Source organism: Bradyrhizobium sp. CCBAU 51745, from assembly GCF_028128715.1.
Lineage (GTDB): Bacteria > Pseudomonadota > Alphaproteobacteria > Rhizobiales > Xanthobacteraceae > Bradyrhizobium > Bradyrhizobium manausense.
This window is the reverse complement of the sequence record NZ_LBJP01000085.1, coordinates 1-25,888: the sequence shown is the minus strand read 5'-3', so window position 1 is coordinate 25,888 and position 25,888 is coordinate 1. Positions and strand designations below refer to the sequence as shown.

At 65.1% G+C, this 25,888-nt stretch carries 24 protein-coding genes; 9 read left to right on the top strand and 15 right to left on the bottom strand.

Annotated elements, in window-relative coordinates:
- The first annotated feature begins 127 nt into the window (after positions 1-127).
- Together XH98_RS25815 and XH98_RS25810 are read left to right on the top strand one after the other, a co-directional pair.
- Complete coding sequence (locus tag XH98_RS25815) at positions 128-1,372, top strand: efflux RND transporter periplasmic adaptor subunit (protein ID WP_271620299.1); 1,245 nt, start codon at positions 128-130, stop codon at positions 1,370-1,372.
- A 33-nt stretch (positions 1,373-1,405) separates the two neighbouring features.
- The gene (locus XH98_RS25810; RefSeq protein WP_271620298.1) at positions 1,406-4,522 is read left to right on the top strand and encodes an efflux RND transporter permease subunit; all 3,117 of its coding nucleotides are present in this window, start codon (positions 1,406-1,408) and stop codon (positions 4,520-4,522) included.
- 2 nt (positions 4,523-4,524) lie between these two features.
- Here the strand turns inward: XH98_RS25810 and XH98_RS25805 are convergent, their stop codons facing one another.
- The 5 genes from XH98_RS25805 to XH98_RS25785 form a co-directional block, all read right to left on the bottom strand.
- Complete coding sequence (locus XH98_RS25805; protein ID WP_271620297.1) at positions 4,525-5,436, bottom strand: amidohydrolase family protein; 912 nt, start codon at positions 5,434-5,436, stop codon at positions 4,525-4,527.
- Between the two features lie 42 nt (positions 5,437-5,478).
- Positions 5,479-6,036, bottom strand: a complete 558-nt coding sequence (locus XH98_RS25800; RefSeq protein ID WP_271620296.1) for a hypothetical protein — start codon at positions 6,034-6,036, stop codon at positions 5,479-5,481.
- Between the two features lie 24 nt (positions 6,037-6,060).
- Complete coding sequence (locus XH98_RS25795) at positions 6,061-7,491, bottom strand: TolC family outer membrane protein (protein ID WP_333932704.1); 1,431 nt, start codon at positions 7,489-7,491, stop codon at positions 6,061-6,063.
- Between the two features lie 188 nt (positions 7,492-7,679).
- Positions 7,680-8,459 (bottom strand): enoyl-CoA hydratase, encoded by a 780-nt coding sequence (locus XH98_RS25790; protein ID WP_271620295.1) that lies wholly within the window; start codon positions 8,457-8,459, stop codon positions 7,680-7,682.
- A gap of 77 nt (positions 8,460-8,536) precedes the next feature.
- Positions 8,537-9,211, bottom strand: a complete 675-nt coding sequence (locus XH98_RS25785) for a hypothetical protein (protein WP_271620294.1) — start codon at positions 9,209-9,211, stop codon at positions 8,537-8,539.
- Positions 9,212-9,499: 288 nt separating this feature from the next.
- On the opposite strand from XH98_RS25785, the gene XH98_RS25780 reads away from it, so the two are divergent.
- Positions 9,500-10,045: a sigma-70 family RNA polymerase sigma factor gene (locus XH98_RS25780; RefSeq protein WP_057753021.1), complete on the top strand. Its 546-nt coding sequence runs from the start codon at positions 9,500-9,502 to the stop codon at positions 10,043-10,045.
- A 2-nt stretch (positions 10,046-10,047) separates the two neighbouring features.
- The gene (locus tag XH98_RS25775) at positions 10,048-10,686 is read left to right on the top strand and encodes an NrsF family protein (protein WP_057753022.1); all 639 of its coding nucleotides are present in this window, start codon (positions 10,048-10,050) and stop codon (positions 10,684-10,686) included.
- Here XH98_RS25775 and XH98_RS25770 read toward each other — a convergent pair.
- Positions 10,683-11,783 carry a DUF2336 domain-containing protein gene (locus XH98_RS25770; protein ID WP_271620293.1) on the bottom strand — a complete coding sequence of 367 codons (1,101 nt, stop codon included), beginning with the start codon at positions 11,781-11,783 and terminating at the stop codon, positions 10,683-10,685. The genes XH98_RS25775 and XH98_RS25770 overlap by 4 nt on opposite strands.
- Positions 11,784-11,846: 63 nt before the next feature.
- Complete coding sequence (locus XH98_RS25765; protein ID WP_271620292.1) at positions 11,847-13,004, bottom strand: GGDEF domain-containing protein; 1,158 nt, start codon at positions 13,002-13,004, stop codon at positions 11,847-11,849.
- Positions 13,005-13,441: 437 nt separating this feature from the next.
- On the opposite strand from XH98_RS25765, the gene XH98_RS25760 reads away from it, so the two are divergent.
- The 4 genes from XH98_RS25760 to XH98_RS25745 all read left to right on the top strand — a co-directional run bounded on the left by XH98_RS25760 (position 13,442) and on the right by XH98_RS25745 (position 17,578).
- The gene (locus XH98_RS25760; protein WP_057753025.1) at positions 13,442-14,011 is read left to right on the top strand and encodes a sigma-70 family RNA polymerase sigma factor; all 570 of its coding nucleotides are present in this window, start codon (positions 13,442-13,444) and stop codon (positions 14,009-14,011) included.
- On the top strand, positions 14,008-14,700 hold the full coding sequence (locus tag XH98_RS25755; RefSeq protein WP_271602294.1) for a hypothetical protein: 693 nt from the start codon (positions 14,008-14,010) through the stop codon (positions 14,698-14,700). The genes XH98_RS25760 and XH98_RS25755 overlap by 4 nt, the downstream gene beginning before the upstream one ends.
- 12 nt (positions 14,701-14,712) lie before the next feature.
- Complete coding sequence (locus tag XH98_RS25750) at positions 14,713-16,425, top strand: S8 family serine peptidase (RefSeq protein ID WP_271620291.1); 1,713 nt, start codon at positions 14,713-14,715, stop codon at positions 16,423-16,425.
- Positions 16,426-16,903: 478 nt separating this feature from the next.
- Positions 16,904-17,578 carry a TIGR03809 family protein gene (locus tag XH98_RS25745; RefSeq protein WP_271620290.1) on the top strand — a complete coding sequence of 225 codons (675 nt, stop codon included), beginning with the start codon at positions 16,904-16,906 and terminating at the stop codon, positions 17,576-17,578.
- A gap of 121 nt (positions 17,579-17,699) precedes the next feature.
- Here XH98_RS25745 and XH98_RS25740 read toward each other — a convergent pair whose 3' ends face one another.
- From XH98_RS25740 to XH98_RS25725, 4 genes are all read right to left on the bottom strand, one after another.
- Positions 17,700-18,008: a GIY-YIG nuclease family protein gene (locus tag XH98_RS25740; RefSeq protein ID WP_271620409.1), complete on the bottom strand. Its 309-nt coding sequence runs from the start codon at positions 18,006-18,008 to the stop codon at positions 17,700-17,702.
- 198 nt (positions 18,009-18,206) lie between these two features.
- Positions 18,207-19,580 (bottom strand): TIGR03808 family TAT-translocated repetitive protein, encoded by a 1,374-nt coding sequence (locus tag XH98_RS25735; RefSeq protein ID WP_271620289.1) that lies wholly within the window; start codon positions 19,578-19,580, stop codon positions 18,207-18,209.
- A gap of 203 nt (positions 19,581-19,783) precedes the next feature.
- Positions 19,784-20,440 (bottom strand): pyroglutamyl-peptidase I, encoded by a 657-nt coding sequence (locus tag XH98_RS25730; RefSeq protein ID WP_271602290.1) that lies wholly within the window; start codon positions 20,438-20,440, stop codon positions 19,784-19,786.
- A gap of 80 nt (positions 20,441-20,520) precedes the next feature.
- Positions 20,521-21,099, bottom strand: a complete 579-nt coding sequence (locus XH98_RS25725) for a CGNR zinc finger domain-containing protein (RefSeq protein WP_271620288.1) — start codon at positions 21,097-21,099, stop codon at positions 20,521-20,523.
- A 132-nt stretch (positions 21,100-21,231) separates the two neighbouring features.
- Here XH98_RS25725 and XH98_RS25720 point away from each other — a divergent pair, with 132 nt between their 5' ends.
- On the top strand, positions 21,232-22,134 hold the full coding sequence (locus tag XH98_RS25720; protein ID WP_271620287.1) for a haloalkane dehalogenase: 903 nt from the start codon (positions 21,232-21,234) through the stop codon (positions 22,132-22,134).
- Between the two features lie 76 nt (positions 22,135-22,210).
- On the opposite strand, the gene meaB is transcribed toward XH98_RS25720, so the two are convergent.
- From meaB to XH98_RS25700, 4 genes are all read right to left on the bottom strand, one after another.
- Entirely contained in the window at positions 22,211-23,200 is a 990-nt protein-coding gene (meaB, locus tag XH98_RS25715) for a methylmalonyl Co-A mutase-associated GTPase MeaB (RefSeq protein ID WP_271602287.1), read from the bottom strand.
- A 42-nt stretch (positions 23,201-23,242) separates the two neighbouring features.
- Positions 23,243-24,229, bottom strand: a complete 987-nt coding sequence (locus XH98_RS25710) for a tripartite tricarboxylate transporter substrate binding protein (protein WP_271620286.1) — start codon at positions 24,227-24,229, stop codon at positions 23,243-23,245.
- Between the two features lie 117 nt (positions 24,230-24,346).
- Positions 24,347-25,120, bottom strand: coding sequence for an RsiV family protein (locus tag XH98_RS25705; RefSeq protein ID WP_271620408.1), 774 nt, complete (start codon positions 25,118-25,120; stop codon positions 24,347-24,349).
- A 19-nt stretch (positions 25,121-25,139) separates the two neighbouring features.
- Positions 25,140-25,888 (bottom strand): methylmalonyl-CoA mutase family protein (locus XH98_RS25700; RefSeq protein ID WP_271620285.1); only part of this gene is annotated, 749 nt, incomplete at its 5' end.

Genomic DNA, 25,888 nt, shown 5'->3' with positions numbered 1-25,888 from the left:
CAATTTTTTAACGCAAACCGAAGGACGGCCAGCGTTTTTTAGGTTGTTTGAAATCCCATATCGGCACTATTAGCGCGACCGATAAGGCAGTCGTCTGCCGAGATCGTCGCAGACATGACCGGGCTCCATGGTAGCTGAAAAGACCAAGCGATTGCAGGTGCTTACAAAACGACGGGTGATCACATCCGTAGTTTTACTGGCGCTTGCCGGGGCTGGCGCCTACGGCCTCCTGTTTGCCGGCGCCAAGGACAAGAAGCACTCCGAAGTCTCCAGCCAGTCGCGCAAGAACGCGCAGAATTTCACGCCGACACCGTCCGAATGGGCGACGCTGACGATCGAGCCCGTCAACGCCAAAACCTTCCGTGCCGAGTACGTCACCGAGGGCAAGGTCGCGGTCGACGAGGACCGCTCGACGCCGGTGTTCTCGCCCTATGCAGGCCGGGTGACCAAGCTGCTTGCCAAGCCGGGCGAGAGCGTGACCCAAGGTCAACCGCTGTTCACGATCGAGGCCGCCGATACCGTGCAGGCCCAGAACGATTTCATCGCGGCGATGACGTCGCAGAACAAGGCAAGGTCTGCGCTGGAGCTTGCCGACATCCAGTACAAGCGCGCCAAGGATCTCTACGAGGGCCGCGCCATTCCGCTCAAGGATTATCAGCAGGCGGAAGCGACCCAGGTCCAGGCGCAGAACGACATGCGCTCCGCAGTGACGGCGCTGGAAGCTGCGACCAACAAGCTGCGCATCCTCGGCTTCACCGACGAGACGATCAAGACGTTCCAGAACAAGGGCACCATCAACCCTGAGATCACGATCTATGCGCCGCTCTCGGGCACGGTCGTGCAGCGCAAGATCGGCCCCGGGCAATATGTCAGCGCCGGCGCCAGCGATCCGGTCTTCGTGATCGGCGATCTCTCCACGGTCTGGCTCACCGCCTTCGTGCGCGAGAGCGATGCAGCTCAAGTCAGCGTCGGACAGGACATCTCCGTCAACGTGATGGCGCTGCCGGGCCGCCCCTTGACCGCCAAGATCAACTATGTCGCCGCCGCGATCGACCCCAACACGCGCCGTCTGCTGGTGCGCGCCACCATCGACAACAAGGACGGCCTGCTCAAGCCCGAAATGTTCGCAAACGTCACGATCTATTCGGCCGGCGACCGCGCGGCGCCGGCGGTGCCGAAGCAGGCGCTAATCTACGAAGGCGACCAGGTCCGCATCTGGGTCGCGCGTGAAGACAAGTCGGTCGAGCTCCGCCAGATCAAAGTCGGCCTCATCAATGGCAACCTCGTCGAGGTGACCAGCAACCTGAAGCCCGGCGAACAGATCGTCGTCAAAGGCAGCCTGTTCATCGACCGCGCGGCGTCCGGTAGCTGATCGGCGAGCCCCACGAAACTGCGAAAAACCTGAATGGACCGTCTCGTCGCCCTTGCCGTCAACCGGCGCTTCCTGATGGTCGGCATGTTCGTCGCCGTGCTCATCGGCGGCCTGATTGCGTTCAACCAGCTCAACATCGAGGCTTATCCCGATCCGACCCCGCCGATGGTCGACATCGTCACCCAGAGCCCCGGCCTGTCGGCGGAGGAGATCGAGCGCTATATCACGATCCCGATCGAGACCCAGGTCGCGGGCCTGAAGAACCTGACGACGATCCGCACCATCTCGCTGTACGGCCTTTCCGACATCAAACTGCAGTTCTCCTTCGCGTACACTTATGAAGAGGCGCTGCAGCAGGTCTTGAATCGCCTGGCGCAGCTGGCGCCGCTGCCGGGCAACGTGCAGCCGCAGATCTCGCCGCTGAGTCCGATCGGCGAAATCTTCCGCTATCGGCTGGTCGGCCCGCCGAACTACAGCGTGCTCGACCTCAAGACCATCCAGGACTGGATCCTGCAGCGCCGCTTCCGCGCCGTGCCCGGCGTGATCGACGTCACCGGCTGGGGCGGCAAGAGCAAGACCTATGAGCTCGAGGTCGACAACAACAAGCTGGTCGCCAATGGCCTGACGCTGCCGCAGCTGCTCCAGGCGGTCAGCAACTCCAACGTCAATGTCGGCGGCAACACCGTCAATATCGGCCAGCAATCGGCCGTGGTGCGCGGTGTCGGCCTGATCAAGTCGATCGACGATCTCGCCAACACCATGGTGGCCCAGACCAACGGCAATCCGGTGCTGGTGAAGGACGTCGCCACCGTCACCGTCGGCCAGAAGCCGCGGCTCGGCATCGCCGGCCTCGACGATTCCGACGACATCGTGCAGGGCATCGTGCTGATGCGGCGCGGCGAGCAGAGCACGCCGACCATCAACCGCGTCGAGCAGCTCGTCAATCAGATCAACGGTTCGACCATCCTGCCGCCGGGCGTGCGCATCGAGCGCATCTACGACCGCAAGGACCTGATCGACCTCACCACGCACACCGTGCTGCACAATATGGTGGTGGGCATCCTGCTGATCGTGCTGCTGCAGTGGATCTTTCTCGGCGATCTCAGAAGCGCGCTGATCGTCGGCGCCACGATACCGTTCGCGCTGTTCTTCGCCGTGATCATCCTGGTGCTGCGCGGAGAATCGGCCAACCTGCTCTCGGTCGGTGCCATCGATTTCGGCCTGATCGTGGATGCCACCGTCATCATGGTGGAGGCGATCTTCCGCCGCCTGACACAGACCACGCCGCCGTCGGAATCCGAGCAGATGTCGCCAGAGACGCTGTTCGGCATGAAGAGCCACGCCATCCTCAGCGCCGCCGCCGACGTCTCGCGCTCGATCTTCTTTGCCGCCGCCATCATCATCGCGGCCTTCCTGCCGCTGTTCACGCTGTCGGGCGTCGAGGGCAACATCTTCGGACCCATGGCGCGCACCTATGCCTACGCGCTCGCCGGCGGCCTGCTGGCGACCTTCACCGTCACACCCGCGCTGTCCGCGATCATTCTGCCCGCCCATGTCGAGGAGACCGAGACCCGCGTGATGCAGGTCCTGCACCGGCTCTACATGCCGGTGCTGAACTGGGCCGTCGCCAACCGCGCCATCGTCCTCGGCGGCGCGGTCGGCCTCGTGATGATGACGGTCACCCTCGGCCGGCTGCTCGGCCTCGAATTCCTGCCCAAGCTCGAAGAGGGCAATCTCTGGATCCGCGCCACGCTGCCGCCGACCATCTCGCTGCAGGAAGGCAACACCTACGTCAACGAGATGCGCAAGCTGATCCGCGCCCGGCCCGAGGTCGAATCCGTGGTGTCGCAGCACGGCCGTCCCGACGACGGTACCGACGCCGCCGGTTTCTTCAACGCCGAGTTCTTCGCGCCGCTGAAGCCCGCGAGCCAATGGCCCGGCACGCATGACAAGGAGGAGCTGACCGCGGAGCTGCTCAAGCAGCTCGACGATCGCTTCCCCGGCGTCGAGTTCAACTTCTCGCAATATCTCCAGGACAACGTCTCCGAAGCCGTCTCCGGCGTGAAGGGCGAGAACTCGATCAAGCTGTTCGGCAACGATCTCCAGGCGCTGACCGATACCGCCAACAAGATCAAACAGGTGCTGTCGACGGTGCAAGGTGTCACCGACCTCGCCGTCTTCACCTCGCTGGGGCAGCCGACCGTGCAGATCGACATCGACCGCGCCAAGGCCGCGCGCTATGGCCTGGCGCCCGGCGACATCAATGCCACGATCAAGGTCGCGATCGGCGGCGACACCGCGGGCGATCTCTACGAGCCGGGCAGCGATCGCCACTTCCCGATCATCGTTCGCCTTGCGCCGGAGTACCGCCGCAGCGCCGAGGCGATCCAGAATATCAGGATCGGCGCGCCCGGACCGAACGGCTCCATCACCCAGATTCCACTGAGCGAGGTCGCCAATATCAGCCTCGTCTCGGGCGCAGCCTACATCTATCGCGAGCAGCAGGAGCGCTATCTGCCGATCAAGTTCTCGGTGCGTGAGCGCGACCTCGGCAGCGCCATCCGCGAAGCGCAGCAGAAGATCGCCGACCAGGTGCAATTGCCGCCCGGTTCGCACATGGAATGGGTTGGCGAGTTCGGCAATCTCCAGGACGCGATCCGGCGCCTGTCGGTCGTGGTGCCGATCTCGCTGGCGCTGATCGGCATCCTGCTCTGGTTCAATTTCGGCTCGATGACCGACACCTTGCTCGCCATGAGCGTGATCCCGATGGCGATCTTCGGTGGCGTGCTGGGGCTGTTCATCTCCGGCACCGCCTTCAGCGTCTCGGCGGCGATCGGCTTCATCGCGCTGTTCGGCATCGCCGTGATGGACGGGATCATCATCCTCTCGCAGTTCAACCAGCTGATCGAAGAGGGCATGGACCGCATGAGCGCGGTGGTCCGCACCGGCGAATTGCAGCTTCGGCCGGTGCTGATGACATGCGTCGTTGCCGGCGTCGGCCTGCTCCCGGCCGCGTTGTCCGAAGGCATCGGCTCGCAGGTGCAGAAGCCGCTCGCGGTCGTGGTCGTCACCGGCATGATGCTGGCGCCCGTCGTGATCCTGGTGACGCTGCCGGTGCTGATCTCGTTCTTCTCGCGCCGGGCGCGCTGATCTCAAAAGCCATAAAGCCGCGCGGGATTGTCGACCAGGATCTTCCTGCGAACCTCCGCATCCGGTGCCCACACTGGAAGCTGGTTGAGCAGCCGGCCGTCGTCGATCTGGTGGAACGGTGCGATGTCGGTGGCCTTGCGCCCCGCCAGTTGCGCCGAATCCGGGTGCGGCCAGTCGGTGCCCCAGACGATGCGATCCGGGTTCGCAGCGATCAGCGCACGCGCATACGGCGCGATGTCCTGATAATCGGGCGCCAGGTTCGACGAGCGATAGGCGCCCGAGATTTTCACGTAGGCTTTGCCTGACTTGACCAGTGCGACGAGGTCGGCAAAGCCGGGCTGCTCCAACCCGAGCGAGGCCTCGAGCCCACCGAAATGGTCGAAAACCGCAGGCACCGGCGAGGCCAGCACGAGATCCTTGATGGCGGAGATCATCGCCAGCGTGGTGTAGAGCTGCACATGCCAGCCGCGTGTCGTCATGCGCTCGGCGGCAGCCGTGAAGCGAGCACGGCCGACATCGGGATTGTTGACGCCGTCGGTTGCGAGGTTAATGCGGATGCCGCGAAAACCGTCCGCATGCATCGCGTCCAGTTGAGCTTCAGTGGCGTTGTCGTCGATCACGGCCACGCCGCGCGCGGTGTCGCCGCGCGCCTTCATCCCGAACAGGCTGGAGGAATTGTCGGGGCCGTAGACGCTCGGCGTGACGATCACCACGCGCTCGATGTGCAGCGCCTGGTGCAGCGCCGCCATCTCTTCCGGGCTAGCAGGTCCCGGCGTATAGACGCGCCCCGCGAAGAACGGAAACTTTTCGACGTCGCCATGGATGTGGGTGTGGCAATCGCAGGCATGCGCCGGCACGTCGAAATTGATCGGCGTCGCGGGTTGCGCGGCTCGCGCGTAGATCTTGTCGGTCATGGCTGCTCCGGCGTCGCGATAGAGGCGCCGCACGATATCACATCAACCGGGCAGTTCCGCCACGTGGCTGCATAGCTGCTCGACCAGCTCCGCAACGGGCCGCGAACCGTCGACGCGGACGATCGGGCAGGGCAGGCGCGCGAGCCAGGCCTCATGTTTTGCGAGACTGCGGCCCTCGCGATCACCGGCTTCGTAATGCGAGGCCCATTCGACGAACGACTCCGTCTCCTCATGACGCCAGCCGCCCTGCGCGACGGCTTCAGTGCCGAAATGCGCAGCTTCCCGGGCACGCAGGCGCTGCAAGCGAAGCTCACGCGGTGTGGTCACATAGACCACAAGATCGAACAACGGCACGAGCTCGTCGCCCCATCCGGTGACGGATCCGCTCAGCACCCAATCGAGACGCGGCACGAACATCTCGCGCATCAGGCGCAGCCGGTCTGTGGCTGGGCGCGTCGTCCGGTAGGGCGGCACCGTCGGCAGCCAGAAATAATCGTCGCTGTCGTGATGCGGCAGCGCCAGCCGGCCCGCCAGCGCGCGGCCAAGCGTCGTCACGCCGGAGCCCGAAGCTCCGATCAGATGGATGCGGCGGCTCTGCATGGGTGTCGACCCGAAGGATTGAGTTTACTGCCCCGACGGCGTGCGCAGTCCGTGCCAGGCGTCGCGGACCTGGTGGTAATGCACCTCGGGCAGATAGTCCGGCGTGTTCAGGCTCAGCGTCTTGACGTCGAGATGGCCGACGGCGCTGAGCAGGGTGTAGGAGGCGATGACGCGGTCGCGCAGCGCGCCGATCAGACGGGCTCTCGCCTGGATCAGATCGGCCTGCGAGTTCAGCACATCGACCGTCGTGCGCTGTCCGCCGGCGGCCTCGCGCTGCACGCCCTGGAGCGCGACGGTTGCCGCCTTCACTTCGGACTCCGAGGCCGAGACCGCGATCTTGGCGCCCTCATTGGCGACCCAGGCGCTGACCGCCGCGGTGCGCGCCTGATTGCGGACCTGGTCGAGCACCAGCCGGCTCTGCGCCGTCACTTCCTTGGCCTGCCTTGTCTGCGACGCTGCCTGGCCGCCGTCATAGATCGGCGCGGTGACGTTGGCGACGATCGAGGCCTGATCGGTGCCGAAGGTGCCGAGCGTCTGGTCGCTGTCGCGGCTGCGGCTGACGCTGCCCTGGAGGGTGGCGCTGGGCAGCAGCGCGCCTTCGGCGACGCGGATATTGGTCGAGGCGACGTCGACGTCGAAGCTTGCGGCCATGACCGCCGGGTGCTCGCGGATCGCCATCGCGATCGAATCCTCGCGGGTCTTCGGCAAATAGCGATCGACCACCTCGGCGGGACGAAGCGCGGAGGGCGCATTGCCGATCACCTGCGCATAGGTCGCCTGGCTCACCGCGAGCGCAACGTCGGCGGCATTGAGATCGGCAAGGCCGCGATTGAGACGCGCCTCGGCCTGGGCGGTGTCGGTCGGGGTGACGTCGCCGGCGTTAAGGCGGCGCTGGGTGATGGAGAGCGTCTCGCGCAGGAAGGCGACGTTCGAGCGCTGCGCCTCCACCAGCGACTGGTTCGCCAGCACGTTGGTGTAGGCGGTGACCGCGTCAAGCAGCACGCCCTGGCCGACATTGCGTAGCGCCTCGCGACCCGATTGCACCTGGAGTTCCGCCACCCGCACGCTGTTGGCGGTGCGGAAGCCGTTGAACAGGGTCTGCGACACCGTGACCCCGATGGTCCAGGGTTTCAGCGTCGCGGTCTGGATGGTGTTGTCAGGAAGCAGGTTGCGCACCGCTTGCAGGCCGGCGCTGAGGCTGGCCACGATCTGCGGCCGATAGCCGACCAGTGCCTGCGGCACGTTCTCGTCGGTGGCGCGTTGCCTTGCGCGCTCGGCATTGAGCTGTGGATTGGTCTGGTAGGCCTTGACCAGCGCCTCCGGCAGCGCCTCCGCAGAGGCCGCGGCGGGCAGGGCATAACACAGCCCCAGCGTGGCCCATGCCGCCAGGACAGGACCCACGCCCGATCGTTGCCGCGTCATCACGCGGCCAGCTCTGGCGGCACGCCCAATCATGTAATCCCGCAAAACCCCGGCTGTCCGCCCCCGCCGACGGCGGCTCTCTTAACTGTTTACCCAGCGCGGGTCTCGCAGGCAAACTGCCGCGGGGGAAACCCCCACGAAATCCGTGCTTGTTGCAGGTGCGTCACAGGGATTGCGGAAACCGGGATGTAATCTTACACCAGCCTTACCGTCGGCCAGGTTCACCGGTTCTTGTTCACCGGCTTGCGCTTCTCGATGAAAGCCGACATGCCTTCGGAACGGTCTTCGAGCGCGAAGGTCGAGTGGAACAGATTGCGCTCGACGCTCATGCCTTCCGCGAGCGTGGTCTCGAAGGCGCGGTTGACCGCTTCCTTGGCCATCGCAACGGCAGGGCGCGACATCGATGCGATCTTCTCCGCCGCCGCAATCGCCTCGTCCATCAGCTTGTCGGCGGGCACAATGCGGCTGACGAGGCCGCTGCGCTCGGCCTCAGCCGCATCCATCATGCGGCCGGTGAGGCAGAGATCCATGGCCTTGGACTTGCCGATCGCACGGGTGAGACGCTGCGTGCCGCCGATGCCGGGGATCGTGCCGAGCGTGATCTCGGGCTGGCCGAACCTGGCGGTGTCGGCAGCGATAATGAAATCGCACATCATCGCAAGCTCGCAGCCGCCGCCCAGCGCATAACCTGCGACAGCGGCAATGGTCGGCTTGCGGCAGCGCGCGATGCGATCGCCGCCGATCGCGGCGAAGTCCTCGGAGAACATGTCGATGAAGCCCTTCGGCTGCATCTCCTTGATGTCGGCGCCGGCGGCAAAGGCCTTCTCGCTGCCGGTCACGACGATGCAGCCGATGGCGTCATCGGCTTCGAGATCGTCGACGGCTGCGGCGATCTCGCGGAAGACGCCGAAGGAGAGCGCGTTGAGCATCTTCGGCCGGTTCAGCTTGATGATGCCGACTGCGCCTTTGCTTTCGATGATGATGTGTTCGAACGTGCTCATGCTCCACCCACGCTTTTGCTGGAGCGGGCAATGTGCCCGCTGGCGCGGATGCCTTCAAGGGGGCCGGAACGCGCCAATCAGGCCATGAACATGCGCGCGGCCGAGGCCAATGTCAGCAGCGTGCCAACACCAATGAATATTTTGCCGATCAGGGAGCTCTGGTCCCAGGCCGAGCTCGGATGGCTGCTCGCCATGACCGGTGCTGGGCGCGGCTGCGCGTCGGTCGCGGCGATCACCGCTTTCTGCGCAGACGGGTTGTCCTGTTGCAGGGCGCGGTCGAGGTCGTTGGGCTGGTCGGGCGGCACGACCTGGTTCTCGGCGGCGGGCGCTGCGTTGTTATCGGCTGCGGCCTGAACATTGTCGTTGGCGCGCCCGGTCATCGCCGAGGCTGCAGCCGCAGGCGGCGTGTCGCCGGCAGCGAGCTGCGCGTTGGCGTTGGCGACTTCCGGCGGCATCTGGCTCGAGGCCGGCACGTTATTGTCGGCCTTGTTGTCGACCTTGACCTCGCCAGCCTGCGGCGTTGCGTCCGCGTTGTTGGTCTTGTCAGTCTTGTCGCCGGATTTCTGCGCTGTCTTGCTATCGCTATGGCGGCGAGAGGCGTGGTGCCGCTGCTTGTCCGCATCGGCCTGTTTGCTCGCGCTGTCCGGCTTGGCGCTCGCGGCAGAGCTCGGCGCGGCCTGTGCCGCGCCTGCGGACAGCAAAAATAGCCCGGCCAGAACAATCCATGCCGCGCGCCCGCTGGCTTTCATCATGTTGATTATCTCCCCAATTCGCCCGTCCCGGGTGCGAACAGAGACCCCGGGGCATGACGACAGCGGGGCAAAAAATGGGAATCTTCGGGCCACAGGGGGCAAAAAGGCGGCAAACTGGCGAGCGCCGCCGCGCTCCCGGATGCGAGACGGACCGATCGGTGTTATGAGCCTCCGGTCTTTCCGGGTGGGACCGGATTCCCTGGCTGCGCTCTGATCACGACTTCGTGATTTCAGGGTTGGCGATGTAACAAATTGAAAGAGCGGCCGAATTGCCGTGTAGGAGCGCGCGTGCGCGGACGTGAGGACGAATGGACCGACCTGATGCGGTCGGCCATGGCAGGGGATGATGCGGCGTATCATCGCCTGTTGAGAGCGGTCACGCCGGTGCTGCGCGCTGCTGCGAGGCGTGGCCTGGCACGTGCCGGGCAGCCTCCTGACCAGGCCGAGGATATCGTGCAGGAGATTTTGTTGGCGGTGCATCTGAAGCGGCACACCTGGGACAGCGAAGCCCCCTTCGCCCCCTGGCTGTTCGCGATCGGGCGCAACAAGCTGATCGATGCGCTCAGGCGCCGCGGCCGGCGCGTCTTCGTCAATATCGACGATTTTGCCGAGACGCTGCCCGGCGAGGCGCCGCAGGAGACGGCCTCGGCCGGCGAGGTGACGGCGCAGCTCAACACGCTGCCGCAGCGCCAGCGCGACGTATTGCAGTCGATTGCGGTCGACAGTGCCTCGATCAAGGATACCGCGGCGAAATACGCCATGAGCGAAGGTGCGGTGCGGGTCGCGCTGCATCGGGGGCTTGCGGCCCTGACCGCCAAACTACGGGACCATTAGTCATGGATACCGATCAACTGATTCGCACCCTCGCGGCCGACAACGCCCACCGCGTCCCGCGCGTCGGCGCGCTGCTGACCACGGGACTGCTGGTCGCGGCGCCGTTCTCGATCCTGATCTTCGCGACCTTCCTGGGCGTGCGGCCGGACGTGATGACAGCGATGCACAACCCGTTCTTCGATGCGAAGTTCGCGGTTACTTTGTCGCTCGCGATTCCCGCCATCATCATCAGCCTGCATCTGTCGCGGCCCGAAGCCCTGATGCGGGGCTGGGGCTGGCTCCTGCTGCTGCCCGTCGGACTGCTTGCGGTGGCGATCGGCAGCGAGGCGATGATGGCGCCGGCGATGCCGATGACGATGCGGCTGGTCGGAAAGAATTCGCGCTGGTGCATGCTCGCGATCCCCGCGATGTCGCTGCCGCTTCTCGCGGGTGCATTGTTCGGCCTGCGCCATGGCGCGCCGTCGCGACCGGCGCAGGCCGGCGCGCTCGCCGGTCTGTTGTCGGCCGGGCTCGCCGCCACGCTCTACGCCTCGCATTGCACCGACGACTCGCCGCTGTTCGTCGCGACCTGGTACACGATCGCGACCGCGGTCGTCACAGCCATCGGCGCCGCTGTCGGATCGCGAGTCCTGAGATATTAAGCCGCGGACGTCACGTTCTGCATGCGGTGGAAGCGCAGCACCTGCTGTGCGGTGGAGGAGCGCAGGGCCTCGTAGGTATCGCGCAGCGCCAGCATGTCGGTCTGCGAGCCGCCCGAGAGCTTCTCGCGCATGGCGATTATGGCGCGCACGCTCGACCATTGCATGCCGGCGACCTTGGCGAGGATCATCAGGCCTTCGGTGCGGCTTTCGATCATCATGTTCTCGGCGGTCTCGACCGAAACGCCGGCGAGCGCCGCGAGCCCGGCATTGGCCTCGTCGAACTTGCCCTGCTCGGCGAAGGTCGCGACCTGGAACTCGGTGAGGCGGCCGTCCTCGTGCAGCGATTTCACCAGCGCCCGCGCCATTTCGGTCTGTCTCGTCATGGCCGCGGCGCGGACGCGCTGCGCCGCCTCCTGGACCGCGCTCGGCACTTCGCCGGCGAGCTCGGGATGAGCTGCTTCCAGCTTCCTGCGAACGCTCAGGGAGGCCTTGGCGACCAGCTTCAGGTAATGATGCCGCGGCAGATCGGGCCGCCGGCCGATGCAGGTGGCGAGGTCGTCGTCGCGCTCGGCGCGCGTGACGAGATCGGTGAGGCTGCCTTCGGAGAGCTGCGCGCCCGGATTGCTGACGGTCGATTGCACCACGTCTTCGTTGCCGCGGCTCACCAGCACGTCGGTCAGCGCCTCCGACAGCACTCGCCGCAGCGAGATCGCCTTGAGATGGGCCTGGCTCTTGCTGCGCGCGATCTCGATCAGGGTGGTCTCGTCCAGCCGTTCCGACTTCGTCAGGACGGGGCCTGCGATTTCCATGACGTCGTCGAGCGCCAGCGTGCGGATGATCTGCGGCGGTGCGGCTGCGATCGGTGCGAGGCGGTCGGCGAGCAAGGCTTTGGCCGAGGTCTCGATCTGCTCGATCAGGCACTGGAAGACGTCGTCGAACACGCGGATATGGTCGTCCGAATAGTCCACCGCGTTGCCCACGAACAGGTCAGTGACGCGCCGCAGCGTCTCGACCCGGCGCGCGACGGTGCCGTGCGCGAGCACCGACTGCAATTCCTCGAGCAAATTGGCGGATGACATGACGGTTTTGGATCTCATAGCCCTGTCCTGGAGCGTTCGGTCCGGCGGCGTGTTCTCACGTGCCGGCGACAAATCGATTGGTCAGCCCGTAGCAATGCGGTTGCGCCCTTGCGCCTTGGCGGAATAGAGCGCGCTGTCGGCGCGCGCGAGAAACGTGTCGGCAGTATCATTGGCGCGCAGCGTCGCGACGCCGGCGGAAATCGTCACGCGCATGCCGGGCGAAAATGCGCTCCAGTCGAGCTCGGCGACGATGCTGCGCAGCCGATCGAGCATGCGCGTCGCAGCCTCGCTTGCGGTGCCGGGCAGCAGCAGCAGGAATTCCTCGCCACCATAGCGGCCAAAACGGTCGTCGGGCCGGATGTTGGCGAAGATGGTGATGGCAAAGGTCCGCAGCACCTCGTCGCCGATGGGATGGCCGTGGGCGTCGTTGATGCGCTTGAACCAGTCGAGGTCGATCAGCGCAATGGCGCAGGGAGCGCCCGCCTGCCGCGACTTTTCGATCTCGGCGTCGAGCAGTCCCATGATGCAGCGGCGATTGTAGGACCCGGTCAGCTCGTCGAGCTCAGCCAGCTCCTCGATGCGCCGATAGGCGGCCTTCAGCTCGATGCTGCGCCGGTACAGGATCTTGCGCAGCGTGGCGCCGAACAGGCCGAGAAACGCGCACTGGCCGATCACCAGCACGAAGCACAGCATCGAGGCAATCCGCTGCAGTCGCGTCGCGACCGGCATACCGATCGGCAGGTCGGAGGCGAGGAATACGGCTGCGAGCGCGCAGGTCGCGATGGCCGAGGTCAGCATCGCCTGGACCGAGGTCATGCGCAGCGTGCCGAAGGCGAAGATCAGGAACAGCACGCTGATGAAGGCAATCCCGATCGTCGGCACCGACACCAGGAAGACGAATTGCAGCGCCATATGCGCCGAGATCTGGAAGACCGTGAGATAATGGTCGTGGTGCCTGTCGCCGACGCCGGCCTCCGACATCACGACGAAGATGCCGATGATCGTGACGCCGCCGATCCAGAACAGCGATGGTACGTTGCTGCGGATGGCGCCGTCATAGGCATAGAGCAGCAGCACCAAGGCGCCGAGCGAATAGCTCGCGACCTGGCCGACATACATCTGCCGGCGCTGCCGCATCCGGCGCGCCAGCACTCCGGGCACGGCCTCCTCACGCGTGAGGACGAGATCGGCGGCCTCTGCGGCACTCCACTCAGGAAAGGACGTCGCAGCCGTGTTCATGGTCCCGCCAATGGTGGATGTCAGCCGAAAAAATCTACGTGGCAAGCCTTTAGGTTTGGTATCCTTTTGGGCCGAATCCCAACGCGACGCTGCGTGCGTGAGGGCCTCGAGCGGCAGGGAATTTGGCGGTCAGTTAGCCATTGCGGCCGATATCGCGGACCAAATCCTGCGCCGTGCGACATAATGTGCACGGGGCCGTGATAGAGACGCTCGACCGAGCCAACCGCGCCGGCCTACGGCAAGTCCGCGAGAGAGTGTTTCTGTATTATGTTACCGTCTTGGAGCCAAACGGCCGACCGCCACGGGTGGGACAAGGAAATTGCGCGTATGTGTGGTAGATCACACAAGTCCCCGTGTGACTGCGGTAGGTTGAAGAATTTCACCTCTCCCGTCGAACCGTCCCCCGCATCGACCCGACCAATCTTGCGAGACGTGCCTTGAGCGTGACACAGGCGGCTACGGACGAGGTCCTGATCGCCCGGATCGCCCAAGGCGACCGGCTCGCCATGCAGGTGCTGTACGGGCGGCACCATGTCAGGGTGTACAGGTTCGGGCTCAGGCTCGTGCGGGACGAGCAGACGGCAGAAGACCTCATCAGCGAGGTGTTTCTCGACGTCTGGCGTCAGGCCGGCAAGTTCGAGGGCCGGTCCGCCGTTTCCACCTGGCTCTTGGCAATCACCCGATTCAAGGCCCTGTCTGCGCTTCGGCGCAGGAAGGATTTTGAGTTGGACGACGAAGCCGCCAACGCGATCGAGGATTCGTCCGACGATCCGGAAACGGTGGTGCAGAAGAAGGATACCAGTGAAGCGTTGCGGGAGTGTCTGACGGGCCTCTCGCCGGACCATCGGGAAATCGTCGACCTCGTCTACTACCACGAGAAGTCCGTGGAGGAAGTGGCCGAAATCGTCGGGATTCCGGAGAACACGGTAAAGACGCGCTTGTTCTACGCGCGCAAGAAATTGGCCGAACTGCTGAAGGCAGCCGGCGTTGAGCGAGGCTGGCCATGATGGCTTTGAGCAAGAAGATGCTGGAGCAAGAGCCCAGTGAGATCGAGTTGCTGCTGCCGTGGCATGCCGCCGGCACGCTGAACGCGCGCGATGCGCGCCGCGTCGAGGAAGCGCTCGCCAGCGATCCGGAGCTCGCAAAGCAATATGGGGTGATCCGCGGTGAATACGAAGAGACCATCCACCTGAACGAAAGCCTGGGTGCACCGTCGGCGCGCGCGATGCAGAAGCTGTTCGCCGCGATCGACGCCGAGCCGGCGCGCGCGACCAGTTCGCTGCCGCTGTCGGCACGCATCGCCACGTTCTTTGCGAGCCTGTCGCCGCGCACGCTGGCCTGGTCGGCGAGCTTGGGCGCCATCGCATTGCTGCTGCAGGCCGGCATCATCGGGGCTGTCTTGATGAAGACGCAGACCGCGACTTTCCAGACCGCATCGCTCTCGACCGGCGCGCCGATTACGCGCGAGCTCGGGGCGGCTGCGCCTTCGCGGGCGCTGGTACGCTTCACGCCGGAGGCGCGTGTCGCCGACATCACCGCGTTGCTCGACAGCTATCAGGCCTCGATCATCGGCGATGCCAAAGGCGGCATGTTCCGCCTGCAGTTCGACAAGGCGATGAGCCAGGACGAGCTCGCAGCGCTGCTCGCCAGAATGCAGCGCGAAAAGTTCGTCAACCTCGCCGTGGCGGCGCCTTAGGCGCCTGCACCAATGATACGCAAGTCCGAGAGTAAGTTGCGAGCCGGTGCCTATGCCTCCTCGGCTGGAGCCGCGCTCCTGCTCGCCGCCTGTCTTGGCATCGGAGTGGCCCACGCCCAGGCGATCATGCGCACGCCGACGATCAGCGTTCCCACGCGCACGCCGACGCTCTCTGTCAATGGCGCGGTCTCCGTCAATGGCGCGGCGAGAGCCGTGGGCGGCGGCGATCACGGTCCGCACATAACGCCGACGGTTCATACCATTGCGCGGATCGCGCCAAGTTCCGTCAACCCCGTGCTGCCCTACGCGCGCTACTCGCCAAATCTCTATCCGGCCTGTTCTAACGCCTATCGCGATGCCGATGGCGAATGCCTCGGCCAGCCGAAGGGGGGCGGCGACGGCTCCGGCAAGACGGCCAGGAAGAGCGCCGGCAAGGGGCGTGGCAACGCTACGCCAGTCGCCATCATCTCGCGCAGTTTCGCCAATGAATTCCTGGCCGAGATCGACAGCGCGCTGTCGCCGACCGAGGCCGACGAACTCGCCCGGCGCCACGGCCTGACGCGCCTGTCATCTGAAAACTTCCCGCTGATCGGGGCCACGGTCGGCCTGTTCCGCATCACCGACGGCCGCCCTTACGAGACGGCGCGGCGCGAGTTCGCGGCCGACGCGAGCGTGCGCTCGCTTCAGCCGAACTTCCGCTACGTGTTGCAAGACCAGAGGCCTGCGGTCCCGACCGAAGGCGATCCGGCGCAATATGCGCTGTCCAAGCTGCGCCTGCCGCAGGCGCACACCCTGGTGCACGGCGCCAATGTTACGATTGCGGTGATCGATTCAGGCATCGATGCAAAGCATCCCGAACTCGCCAATTCCATCGCCGAAGTCTTTGACGCACTCGGCAGCAGCGAGGGCGCTCACGTCCATGGCACCGGCATTGCGGGTGCCATCGTGGCCCATGCGAAGCTGATGGGTAGCGCGCCGGAAGCGCGCATCATCGCCATCAGGGCCTTCGGCGGCACCACCGGCGGTGCGGAGAGCTCGTCCTACATCATCCTGCGCTCGCTCAACTACGCCGCCGAGCACGGCGCCCAGATCGTCAATATGAGCTTTGCCGGTCCCAAGGACGCCGTGATCGAGCGTGCGATCGCGGCAACCGCCGCGCGCGGCCTGGTGCTGATCGCGGCCGCCGGCAATGCCGGCGCCAAATCGCCGCCGCTCTATCCCGCCGCCAATCCCAACGTGATCGCCGTCAGCGCGACCGACCAGCAGGACAAGCTGTTCACCGCATCCAACCGCGGCAATTACATCGCGCTGGCCGCGCCCGGCGTCGACATCTTCCTGCCGGCGCCTGATGGCAAATATCAGATCACGTCGGGCACCTCGTTCTCGGCGGCCTATGTCTCCGGCGTCGCGGCCTTGCTGCTCGAGCGCAATTACACCCTGAAGCCGGAAGCGCTGCGCATGACGCTGGCGAAGACGGCACGCGACCTCGGTTCACCCGGGCGTGATGATCTGTTCGGCGACGGCGAGCCCGATGCGTTTGCCGCGGTCATGGCCGTTCCGGCCGACAGCACGACGCCGGTCGCGGCTGCGTCGGGTACAACTAAACGTGAAGATGCCGAGAAGCGGCGCGATGACCCCAACATCCGCGCGATCGAGCAGCCTTCGCTGTCGAGCGCCGACGATAAATCCACGGTTTCTCAGGCGGATAGGCCGGCGGCGCGCTAGCGCCTGCGACATCCTTGCGCGTGGGCCAAAGGGTCAAAAAATCGAACACCCGGGTTGAACGTTCAGCCTGCTGCCACGACCAAATAATGTGGGAGCGGTCATCCCTCCCCATCAGTCATATCAGGCGCGAGCGCCCATCCACCCCAAGCGCCCATATGGCTCGACCCGTCCGGTTGTCCCCCCGGACGGGTCTTTTCTTTTGGGGCGTCCGGTTTCTTGAGGCGCGATGATCAGCTTGCGGTTGAGGCCGTCGGCGCGTCGCTGTGATCACTCAGCGACGCTGCACGGCAGGTCCGCCATGCTTGTGCGAAGCTTGACTCCCTAATCGCTGAAAACTCCGCGTGACTACGGTGTTGTGTGACCGGAGCCGTGTCGTTGCTGGACAAGTCAAAACTTTTCCACAAGATATTCCCGTCGCTTCTAGATTGATTCGTGTGCGTTGCGTCGCGTCCGCAATTTTCTCCTGACGGGCTGATTAATGACTCATCGCCATGACGCTGGCCGAGGCGCGGCCGGCCGTGAAATTGCGGCACGCTGGTGCGCTCTCGCAGAGCAGCGGCTGGAGCATCTCTCTGAAATGTTCGAGACCGGGCGGTGGCGCCGCTACCATTCCGAGCTCGCATTTCTCGAAAACATCCAGGAAGCCAAGCGCGCGGTCCAGACCTGGCGCGCGCTTGCGAATGGCGAGGACGTCGCCGCAGCCGCCGCGAGCGTGACCTCTGCATTCGGTTGGTCGCCGGCGACCATGCCGCGGGTGTTTCCGCGCGAACAGGCCGAGACGGTGCAGCCCAAGACCTTGCCGCCCAAGACGTTGCAGCCCAAGACCATACACATCGCGCCAGAGACCTCCATTCCGGTCAGGCTCGAGCCCGAGCCGGCTATCCTCGCTGACATCGTCAAGGCCCCGATTGTACCGCTTGCCCCAGTAGCACCTGTCGCTCGCATGGCGCCCGCAGCTCCGCCTGCGCCAGTCGCCCGGGAGGCTACGCTGGTGGATCCGATCGCACCTGCCGCTCCGTCGATCGCATCGTTCCTGCAGACCTTCACGCCGCCCGCCGACGACATCGTCGCGGCCCCCGAGCGCGTCGTCGAGTTCACCTTCAGCCTCGACGGCATCGAAGCCAAGTACCCGCTGCTGCGGAATACGTTCTGAGATCCGCGTTCCCGAGACGCGCCACGTCCAATCCGTCATCCTGAGGTGCGAGACATGGGACGCAGCGCGTCCCATGGGGAGCCTCTAAGGATGAACGGCCCCACTGCCCGCCGCACCACGTTTACATCTTGGACCTAGGCGCCCCAGCGCGCCGCCGAGCAAGCTGGCTCACAGCCTTCCAATCGGACTTAATGAGTGCTTCCTTCTTCGCGCGGCTCCAGCCCTTGAGTTGCCGTTCGGCCGCGATGCCGTCGGTGACCCGGTCGAAATATTCAGACCACACCAGGACAACCGGGCGCCGCGAATAGGTATATCCTGGATAAGCACCGGTGTTGTGCTCTTCGACACGCTTGGATGTGTCTTCGCCGGTGGCGCTTCCAATGTAGAATGAGCCATCCGCGCATCGCAGCATGTAGACGTAGATGCCCACAACATCATCCTTCGAGGCTCCCGGCGCGATGCTTTGCATCACGCCACTCGCACCTCAGGATGACGGCGGTGCTCTGGTTGTCAAGTGTTTCTGAAACAACCTAAAGGTTGTCCATCATCCTGAGGCGCGAAGCATGGGACGCATCGCGTCCCCTGGAGGGCCTCGAAGGATGCACGGCCCAGCTGCCACTGCGCACACCTATTGCCGCACGGCGTTGCCGCCCACCACCACCACCTGCGCAAAGCGCTGCGCGCCGTCCGCGGACAGATCCGCCGTCACGGCGCGTGCGTGGTCCAGTCCGACCACCGCGCCGCGCGGGGTTTCCGAGATCATGTTGTTGTTGACGAGCGCCGTGCCGGCGCCTGATACGACGGAGACGCCGATACCGGCCAGCGCTTTGCGGATCACATTGCCCGTGATCGCGACATCGCGCAGATATTTCCCCCAGCCGGCAACGATGCCGTAGGACGGTGCGTTCTCGATCACATTACCAGTGACCGACGTGTCGGCCTCGATATAGATGCCGACGCCGGCATCATCGTCAGGCGCGGTGCCGATGGGGCGCTTCGGGATCAAATTGCGGATGATATTGCCTTGAACGACCGCAATACGCCCGCCCTCGTTGAAATTGCAGACGGAGACGCCGACGGCGGCGCCGTCGACCGTGTTGTTGGCAATCACGGCGGCCTCGAACGAAAACTCGGAATAGAGCGCGACCTCGCGCACGTCGCTGACGCTGTTGCCAGATATATGGATATTCGATGCCGAGTTGCCGCGCACGGCGGAGTAGTCGCAATTCTTGATGCGATTGCCGCGCACGATTACGTTGCCGGCGCGGAAGGCGTTGATGGCATTGCCGTACTGCCCCGAGCCGCCCGCGCCGGCCTTGATGTCCTCAATGCGGTTGTCGGCGACAACAGTGCCGTCATCGCCGATGGCGGTGCGCAGGATCTCGATGCCGTTGTCATTGGTGCCGACAATGGTGTTGCGGGACACGCTGAGGCCCCTGGCGTCGAACGAGACCACCGCCGTCACGGCGATGTCAGTCAAGATGTTGCCGGAGATATCGCCCGACACCTGCTCCAGCCAGATGCCGCTGCCGCCGGATGCCGTGATCTCGCAATCGGTGATGCGCACGTCGCGGCCACCCAGCACATGGATCAGCCCGCGCCGCGCCGGCAGCGGAATGCTCCGGCCGTCGAAGGTGATACCGGTGAGGCCGATTGAATCAGAGCCGTCGCTCTGGATCACCGAGGCCCCGCCGGTGAAGACAAGCTTCGTCGCGCCGCGCACGCCGATGAGCTGCGCCCCATTCGGCAGCCGTAGAGGGCCCGTGCGGTACATTCCGGGCGGCAGCGCGAGCGGCAGCTGCGCCCGCGAAGCTTCGTCGATGGCGCGTTGGAGAACGCGCGTCTGGTCCTCGCTGCTGCCGGGGCGCACGCCATATTGGGTCGCGTCACGGCCGAGCAGCGACGTCAGCGGCGCCGCGCGCGCGGCGTCTGAGGGCAAGGCAAACGCACCGGCAATGCCGGCAGTCGAAGCTCCGATGAGATGACGGCGATTGAGGTCCATGACGCGTCCTTCGGCGGACGCGGGGTGTCCGCGACAGTTAGGTAGCGCAGGGCGGGTGGGGCGGTGAGGATTGTTCGCGGTAGGGTTAAATGTTTACCGAGAACGAGATGCCGTAGCTGCCGTAGCGTGGGCAAAGCGAAGCGTACCCACGTTTTGTGGCAAAGGATGCACGTGGGTACGGCGCAAGGGCGCCTTTGCCCACCCTACGAGAGCGGTGTCTTCCGTGCCTTCCTTGCCAACGCTACCATCTCCATCAACATCGCTTCTCCCGCATCTACCAGCTCCTCCAGCGTAATCCGCGGAGCGCCCTTGCGCCGCACGGCGCCGCTGCGGGCAAGCAGCGGAACGTGGATGAACGCGGCAAGCTTCGGCCCGCCAGCTCTGACCTTCTCGATCGCGCGCCAGCTCAGATAGTTGCAGAGATAGGCGCCGGCATCGCGCGAGGGCCGCGCATCGATGCCGGTGAGGCGCGCGGCACGCAGCAGTCTTGCCGTATGCGGGCCGAAATTCATCGCATCGGCATGGCCGGCAATGCCTCGCTTGCTGGAGCGGGTGTTGGCGGCGTCCGGCCACAGCATGGTGACGGCGTTGCGCGCACGGCTCTCGATGCGCAGGTAAGGCGTACGCGCCGCGAGCCCGAACATCAGCATCGCATCCGGCCTCACCTTTGCCAGCACGTCAGGCAATTGCCGGTCGACCGCGGCATAGGTCACCGGAAAGATGTGGCGCGACAGCTCGACATCATCGAGGGCGGGACGCCGCAGCTGCGCCAGCCGCGCCACCAGCGGCTGGGTCGGATTATGCGGCGCGCCGGGAAACGGGCCGAAGCCCGTGAGGAGAATGCGGAGCTTGTCGGGCAATGGATGTGATCCTCTCGATCCTGTCGGACGCTCGCATCCAGTAAACACCGGGGCGGGCCGTGTTCCAAGCGCGCAGGTCCTCAGATCTCCGAGGTGGGATCGTGCCTGTGGCGCTCGCGGTAGGTCCGGGTCTTTTCCCGGTTACCGCACAGGGTGGATTGGCACCAGCGCCGCGTGCCGGGCTTCGAGCGATCGAAAAACACCCGCTGGCACTCATCGGCGGCGCACATCTTCAGGCGCGCGAGCGTGCCGGCCGACGCCGCGTCGTACAATTCGGCGACGATCGCCGACAGGCCCGCCTGCGCATCGCTCATCACCGGCCTGAGTGCAAAACCATCCTTGCCGCCGACGGCGACGCGCAGTGCAAACGGCTCCATCGCGGCGCCGAGCAGGGCGGTGACGGTTGGCTTGCGGTGGCGCTCCGCCGGATCGCATTTGAGGTAGGCGCGGATCGCGGCGCGCAGCCGCAAGGCGGCCTCGAAGGTCTTCCGCGATGGCACGGCCGCACGGTGGATCAGCCCATGCTGATGCATCCACTCGCCGAGCGCGGCGGGATTTTGCAATGCATCCGCCTGCTGATGCTGGACGCCGTGATGGGTGAAGTGCCGCAGATCCAGCGTGTTGGCGAAATCGTAGAGATTCGCCAGCGCGTCCGGCACATGGAACTTGCGCGTTTCCCTGGACATGAAACACCATTTAATCTTGTTTACCGGTTGAAACAAGTAACGGGTATAGATCGTTTACTGGTGTGCAAGAGAGAGAGAGAGAGAGAGAGAGAACGGAGTTCCATCATGTTGCAGGTCAACCATCCCCCGATCTCGACCGAGGAAGTCTCCTACCGGAAATACATCGAGGTCCTCGATACCCAGATGGCCTATGTCGATGTCGGCGCGGGCGACCCGATCGTGTTCCTGCACGGCGTTCCGACGCCGTCCTATCTCTGGCGGAACATCATTCCCTATCTCCTGCCCTATGGTCGCTGCCTCGCGCCCGACCTCGTCGGCATGGGCAATTCGGGCGCGGCGCCGAACGGCTCCTACCGCTTCGTCGATCACCGGCGCTATCTCGACGCCTGGTTCGATGGGCTGGGCCTGACGGAGAATGTCGTCCTCGTCGTGCACGACTGGGGCGCGGCGCTCGGCTTTCACTGGGCCTATCGCCATCCGGAGAAGGTCAAGGCCATCGTCTATATGGAAGGCATCGTCCGGCCGTTCCGCTCCTGGGACGAATGGCCCGATGCGACGCGCGCCTTCTTCCAGGGCCAACGCAGCCCGCAAGGCGAAGACCTGATCCTGCAGAAGAACCTGTTCATCGAATATCTGCTGCCGCTGCGCCATATCGCGCCGGAGGCGCTGGAGGTCTATCGCCGCTACTACCGCAATCCCGGTCCCAGCCGTCAGCCGATGCTGAGCTGGACGCGCGAATTGCCGATTGAAGGCGAGCCGGCCGACGTGGTCGCGATCGTCGAGGCCTACGCCGATTGGATGTCGAAGAACCGGATCCCGAAACTGTTCATCGATGCCGAGCCGGCAGGCTTCCTGATCGGCGCGCAGCGCGAGTTCTGCCGGGCCTGGCCCAATCAGGAGACCGTCCTGGTGAAGGGATCGCACTTCCTGCAGGAGGAGGCGCCTCGGGAGGTCGGCGAGGCGACCGCGCGCTTCGTCTCGAAAGTGCTGGCCGGGCAGATCAGTTAGGCCGTCGTGAGACCGAGTTCGGTCGCAAGATCGGACTTCGGCTCACCTCTTGCCGATGAGAAGAGGTGTACCGGTCTCAATGCAGCAGCTTCATGATCTCCTCGGCGGCGAGTGCCGGCGTGAGGTGGCCGTCGGCGACCTCGGTTTCGATCTTCTTCACCCTGGCGCGCACCGACGCCTCGCTGCGCAGCCGCGACAGCATGCGCTGCTCCAGCATCGACCACATCCATTTCACCTGCTGATCGCGCCGCCGCGCCGCGAATTCACCTGACGCATTCATCGCCTTGCGGTGATCCAGAACCTTCTGCCAGAGCTCGGCGATGCCGGTGCCGGCCAGCGCCGAATAGGTGATGACAGGCGGATGCCAATGCTCGGACCGCGGGCTGAGGATATGCAGCGCGCCACGATAGTCGGCGGCGGTGACGTTGGCGCGCTTGAGATTGTCGCCGTCGGCCTTGTTGATCGCGATCATGTCGGCGAGCTCGACCAGGCCCTTCTTGATGCCTTGCAGTTCGTCGCCGCCGCCCGGCAGCATCAGCGCGAGGAAGAAATCGGTCATGTCGCAGACCGCGGTCTCGGACTGGCCAATGCCGACGGTCTCGACCAGCACGACGTCGAAACCGGCGGCCTCGCACAGCAGCATGGCCTCGCGTGTCTTTGCGGCGACGCCGCCGAGCGTGCCCGAGGACGGCGAGGGGCGGATGAAGGCATCGCTGGACGCCGACAGCCGCGCCATCCGCGTCTTGTCGCCGAGGATCGAGCCGCCGCTGCGAGCCGAGGACGGGTCGACCGCGAGCACGGCGACCTTGTTGCCCTGCTCGATCAGATAGGTCCCGAGCGCATCGATGGTGGTGGATTTGCCGACGCCGGGCGAGCCGGTGATGCCGACGCGAACCGCCTTGCCGGTGTGGGGCAGCAGCATCTGCACCAGTTCGCGCGCCTGCGCCTGATGGTCGCTGCGCCGGCTCTCCACCAGGGTAATGGCGCGCGCGAGCGCTGCGCGATGACCGGCGCGGAGGTCGCGGGCGAGGGCGGTGATATCGAGCGAAGACTTCTTCTCAACCATGCCTTGCTTTACAACGGCGGAAGCAGGCAGGCGAGAGCCCCCTCAGGCCTTGGCAAAGCCGGCGGCCCTCATGGCCTGGCCCATCTGGCTATCAGCCTCTTCCATGAAGGTTTTGAAATCGCTTGCATCCCGCCACACGCTGCCAAAGCCACGCCTGGTCATGAAGTCTTTGAATGCGGAGGAGTCGTACACCGTCTTCAAAGCTGCGGTCAGCCTGGTTGCGATCTCCGCAGACAGACCCCTGGGACCACCGATGCCGCGCCATGAGCTGGTGGAATAGTCGACGCCGAGCGCTTCCTTCAGCGTCGGGACGTCAGGAAAGCTCGGGTTGCGCGCGTGCGCCATGATCGCGAGGCTCCGGGCCTGGCCGGCCTCGATGGTCGCATGTGCCTCCGGCAACGAGCAGGTGGTGAGATCGACGCTGCCTGCGACGAGGTCCTGCATGGCCGGTGCTGCACCATTCGACGCCGACCAGGTGACCTGATTCGTCGGCAACCCCATCGCCTGCATCCAGCCGACGAGCGCGAGATGCCAGATGCCGCCTTGTCCGGTGCCCGACGCCTTGAACCGTCCCGGTGGCGCCAATCTGATGGCGTCCACGAGCTCCTTGACTGTCCTGTACGGCGAGGAGGCGGCAACCTGGATGCCTGGCGAATCTTCGTTCATCAGCGCCAGCGGCATGAAGTTCCGCGGCGCTAGATGCGTCACGGCCTGCCAATGCAGCATCGCGATTTCCACGGTCAGCATGCCGATGGTGTAGCCATCCGGCGGCGCCGTTGCGATCTCGGCATGGCCGACGACGCCGGATCCGCCGGTGCGGTTCACGACATTGAACGGCTGGCCGAGCTCCTTCTCGAGCAGCGTCGCGATGAAGCGCGCGGTCGCATCCGTGCCGCCACCCGCTCCCCAGGGCACGATCACGGTGACCGGCCGCGCGGGATAGGCTTGCGCGCGCGCAGGCGAGAGGAGCGCGGATGTGGCTGCGGCTACTGAAGAGGCCGCGAAAACGCGGCGCGTAATTCCTGGCATTGACGTTCCCGGCATCGCCCTCGGGAATCGGGCTCGCGTCATCGCAACATGCTACGCAGCTTTGCGCGGATGTCGCAAGCGGCAGCCCCGTGCCGCCGTGTGCAACGGGTTCCGTTGCTATTGTTGTTCGTCGGCATCGGCCTTTGGCCGTGCGCCGCCGAAGATGCGTACGCCTTCCGCCGTGAGATAGGGCTTCAACGTCTCCCACGGAACGAAGGCGACATATTGGCCCTCGGCGTAGGGGCCGACGGCATAGGGCGGGTAGTGGAAGGTCAGGCCGGAACTCTTGCCTGTCTCCGTCGATGGCGCCAGCGTCACGGCGCCGATCTTGAGCAGGCTCGGCTCAAGGCCCTTGAACCATTCCTCGGTCGCGGTCTCGCCGCTGTCGCGCTTTTTCTTCTCGATCTTCAGCGAGGCGATCACGGCTTGCACCATCGCCTTCATGGTCGCGCCATTGTCGGCGGTTTCGGTGAAGAACGGGCGGATCGAGATGCGCTTGTTCTCGAATTTGTCCCACAGGATCGTGTTCACGTCCGAATTGGGATGGGCGCCATGGGTGTCCATGTAGTCGTCGCGCAGGATGCTGACATAGCGATCGGCAACCACAGAGCGGGTCGAATATTTGCGCTCGAAATCCCAGCCGCCGTCCTTGAAGAATTGCGGCTCCTGCTTGCGTGAGGCCGCGGCGTCGCCTGCGTTCTTGTCGAGCCACTTCTTGCCTTCGGCCAGGCAATCGGCTGCGAGCGGCGCGTCGGCCTTGATCCTGTCGTCGAGCAAGACGCGTGCGTCGATGCTCTTGTTCTTGACCGCAGCGTCGGGCTTGGGATCGGCGGCGAGGGCGGAAAACGCACATGTTGCGCTCAGCGCCAGGGCGACGCTCAAACCGGTCATGAACTTCAAGGATGCGCTCCTACTCCGCCGCCTCGCTATGCCCGAGCCGGGCGTTGAGCTTGCGGATCAGCTCCTCGGCCGCCTCTGCGATCACGGTGCCCGGCGGGAAGATGGCCTCGGCGCCGGCCGCATAGAGCGCCTCGTAGTCCTGCGGCGGCACCACGCCGCCGACGATGATCATGATGTCCTCTCGACCCTGCTTCTTCAGCGCGGCCTTGAGTTCAGGCACGGCAGTGAGGTGAGCGGCTGCGAGCGAGGAGACGCCAAGGATGTGGACGTCGTTCTCGACCGCCTGCCGTGCGGCCTCGTCGGCGGTGGCAAACAGCGGTCCGATGTCGACGTCGAATCCGATATCGGCAAAGGCAGACGCTATCACCTTCTGGCCGCGGTCGTGCCCGTCCTGGCCGATCTTGGCGACGAGGATGCGCGGGCGGCGGCCTTCGGCCTCCTCGAAGGCGTCGATCAGCGCCTGAACCTTCTCGACCTGATTGCCCATGCTGGACGCCTCCCGCTTGTAGACGCCGGTGATCGATTTGATCTCGGCGCGGTGCCGGCCGAACACCTTTTCCATCGCGTCCGAAATTTCGCCGACGGTCGCCTTGGCCCGCGCAGCATCAATGGCGAGCGCGAGCAGGTTGCCGTTGCCTTCGCCGGCCGAGCGCGTGATCGCGGCAAGCGCGGCGTCGACGTCCTTCTGGTTGCGCTCGGATTTCAGCCGCGTCAGCTTGTCGATCTGGAGCCGGCGCACGTTGGTGTTGTCGACCTTCA

Coding starts and splice junctions, on each gene's coding strand:
- XH98_RS25815 (WP_271620299.1), top strand. CDS start 128: ATGGTAGCTGAAAAGACCAAGCGATTGCAGGTGCTTACAAAACGACGG.
- XH98_RS25810 (WP_271620298.1), top strand. CDS start 1,406: ATGGACCGTCTCGTCGCCCTTGCCGTCAACCGGCGCTTCCTGATGGTC.
- XH98_RS25805 (WP_271620297.1), bottom strand. CDS start 5,436: ATGACCGACAAGATCTACGCGCGAGCCGCGCAACCCGCGACGCCGATC.
- XH98_RS25800 (WP_271620296.1), bottom strand. CDS start 6,036: ATGCAGAGCCGCCGCATCCATCTGATCGGAGCTTCGGGCTCCGGCGTG.
- XH98_RS25795 (WP_333932704.1), bottom strand. CDS start 7,491: ATGATTGGGCGTGCCGCCAGAGCTGGCCGCGTGATGACGCGGCAACGA.
- XH98_RS25790 (WP_271620295.1), bottom strand. CDS start 8,459: ATGAGCACGTTCGAACACATCATCATCGAAAGCAAAGGCGCAGTCGGC.
- XH98_RS25785 (WP_271620294.1), bottom strand. CDS start 9,211: ATGATGAAAGCCAGCGGGCGCGCGGCATGGATTGTTCTGGCCGGGCTA.
- XH98_RS25775 (WP_057753022.1), top strand. CDS start 10,048: ATGGATACCGATCAACTGATTCGCACCCTCGCGGCCGACAACGCCCAC.
- XH98_RS25770 (WP_271620293.1), bottom strand. CDS start 11,783: ATGAGATCCAAAACCGTCATGTCATCCGCCAATTTGCTCGAGGAATTG.
- XH98_RS25765 (WP_271620292.1), bottom strand. CDS start 13,004: ATGAACACGGCTGCGACGTCCTTTCCTGAGTGGAGTGCCGCAGAGGCC.
- XH98_RS25755 (WP_271602294.1), top strand. CDS start 14,008: ATGATGGCTTTGAGCAAGAAGATGCTGGAGCAAGAGCCCAGTGAGATC.
- XH98_RS25750 (WP_271620291.1), top strand. CDS start 14,713: ATGATACGCAAGTCCGAGAGTAAGTTGCGAGCCGGTGCCTATGCCTCC.
- XH98_RS25745 (WP_271620290.1), top strand. CDS start 16,904: ATGACTCATCGCCATGACGCTGGCCGAGGCGCGGCCGGCCGTGAAATT.
- XH98_RS25735 (WP_271620289.1), bottom strand. CDS start 19,580: ATGGACCTCAATCGCCGTCATCTCATCGGAGCTTCGACTGCCGGCATT.
- XH98_RS25720 (WP_271620287.1), top strand. CDS start 21,232: ATGTTGCAGGTCAACCATCCCCCGATCTCGACCGAGGAAGTCTCCTAC.
- meaB (WP_271602287.1), bottom strand. CDS start 23,200: ATGGTTGAGAAGAAGTCTTCGCTCGATATCACCGCCCTCGCCCGCGAC.
- XH98_RS25710 (WP_271620286.1), bottom strand. CDS start 24,229: ATGCCAGGAATTACGCGCCGCGTTTTCGCGGCCTCTTCAGTAGCCGCA.
- XH98_RS25705 (WP_271620408.1), bottom strand. CDS start 25,120: ATGACCGGTTTGAGCGTCGCCCTGGCGCTGAGCGCAACATGTGCGTTT.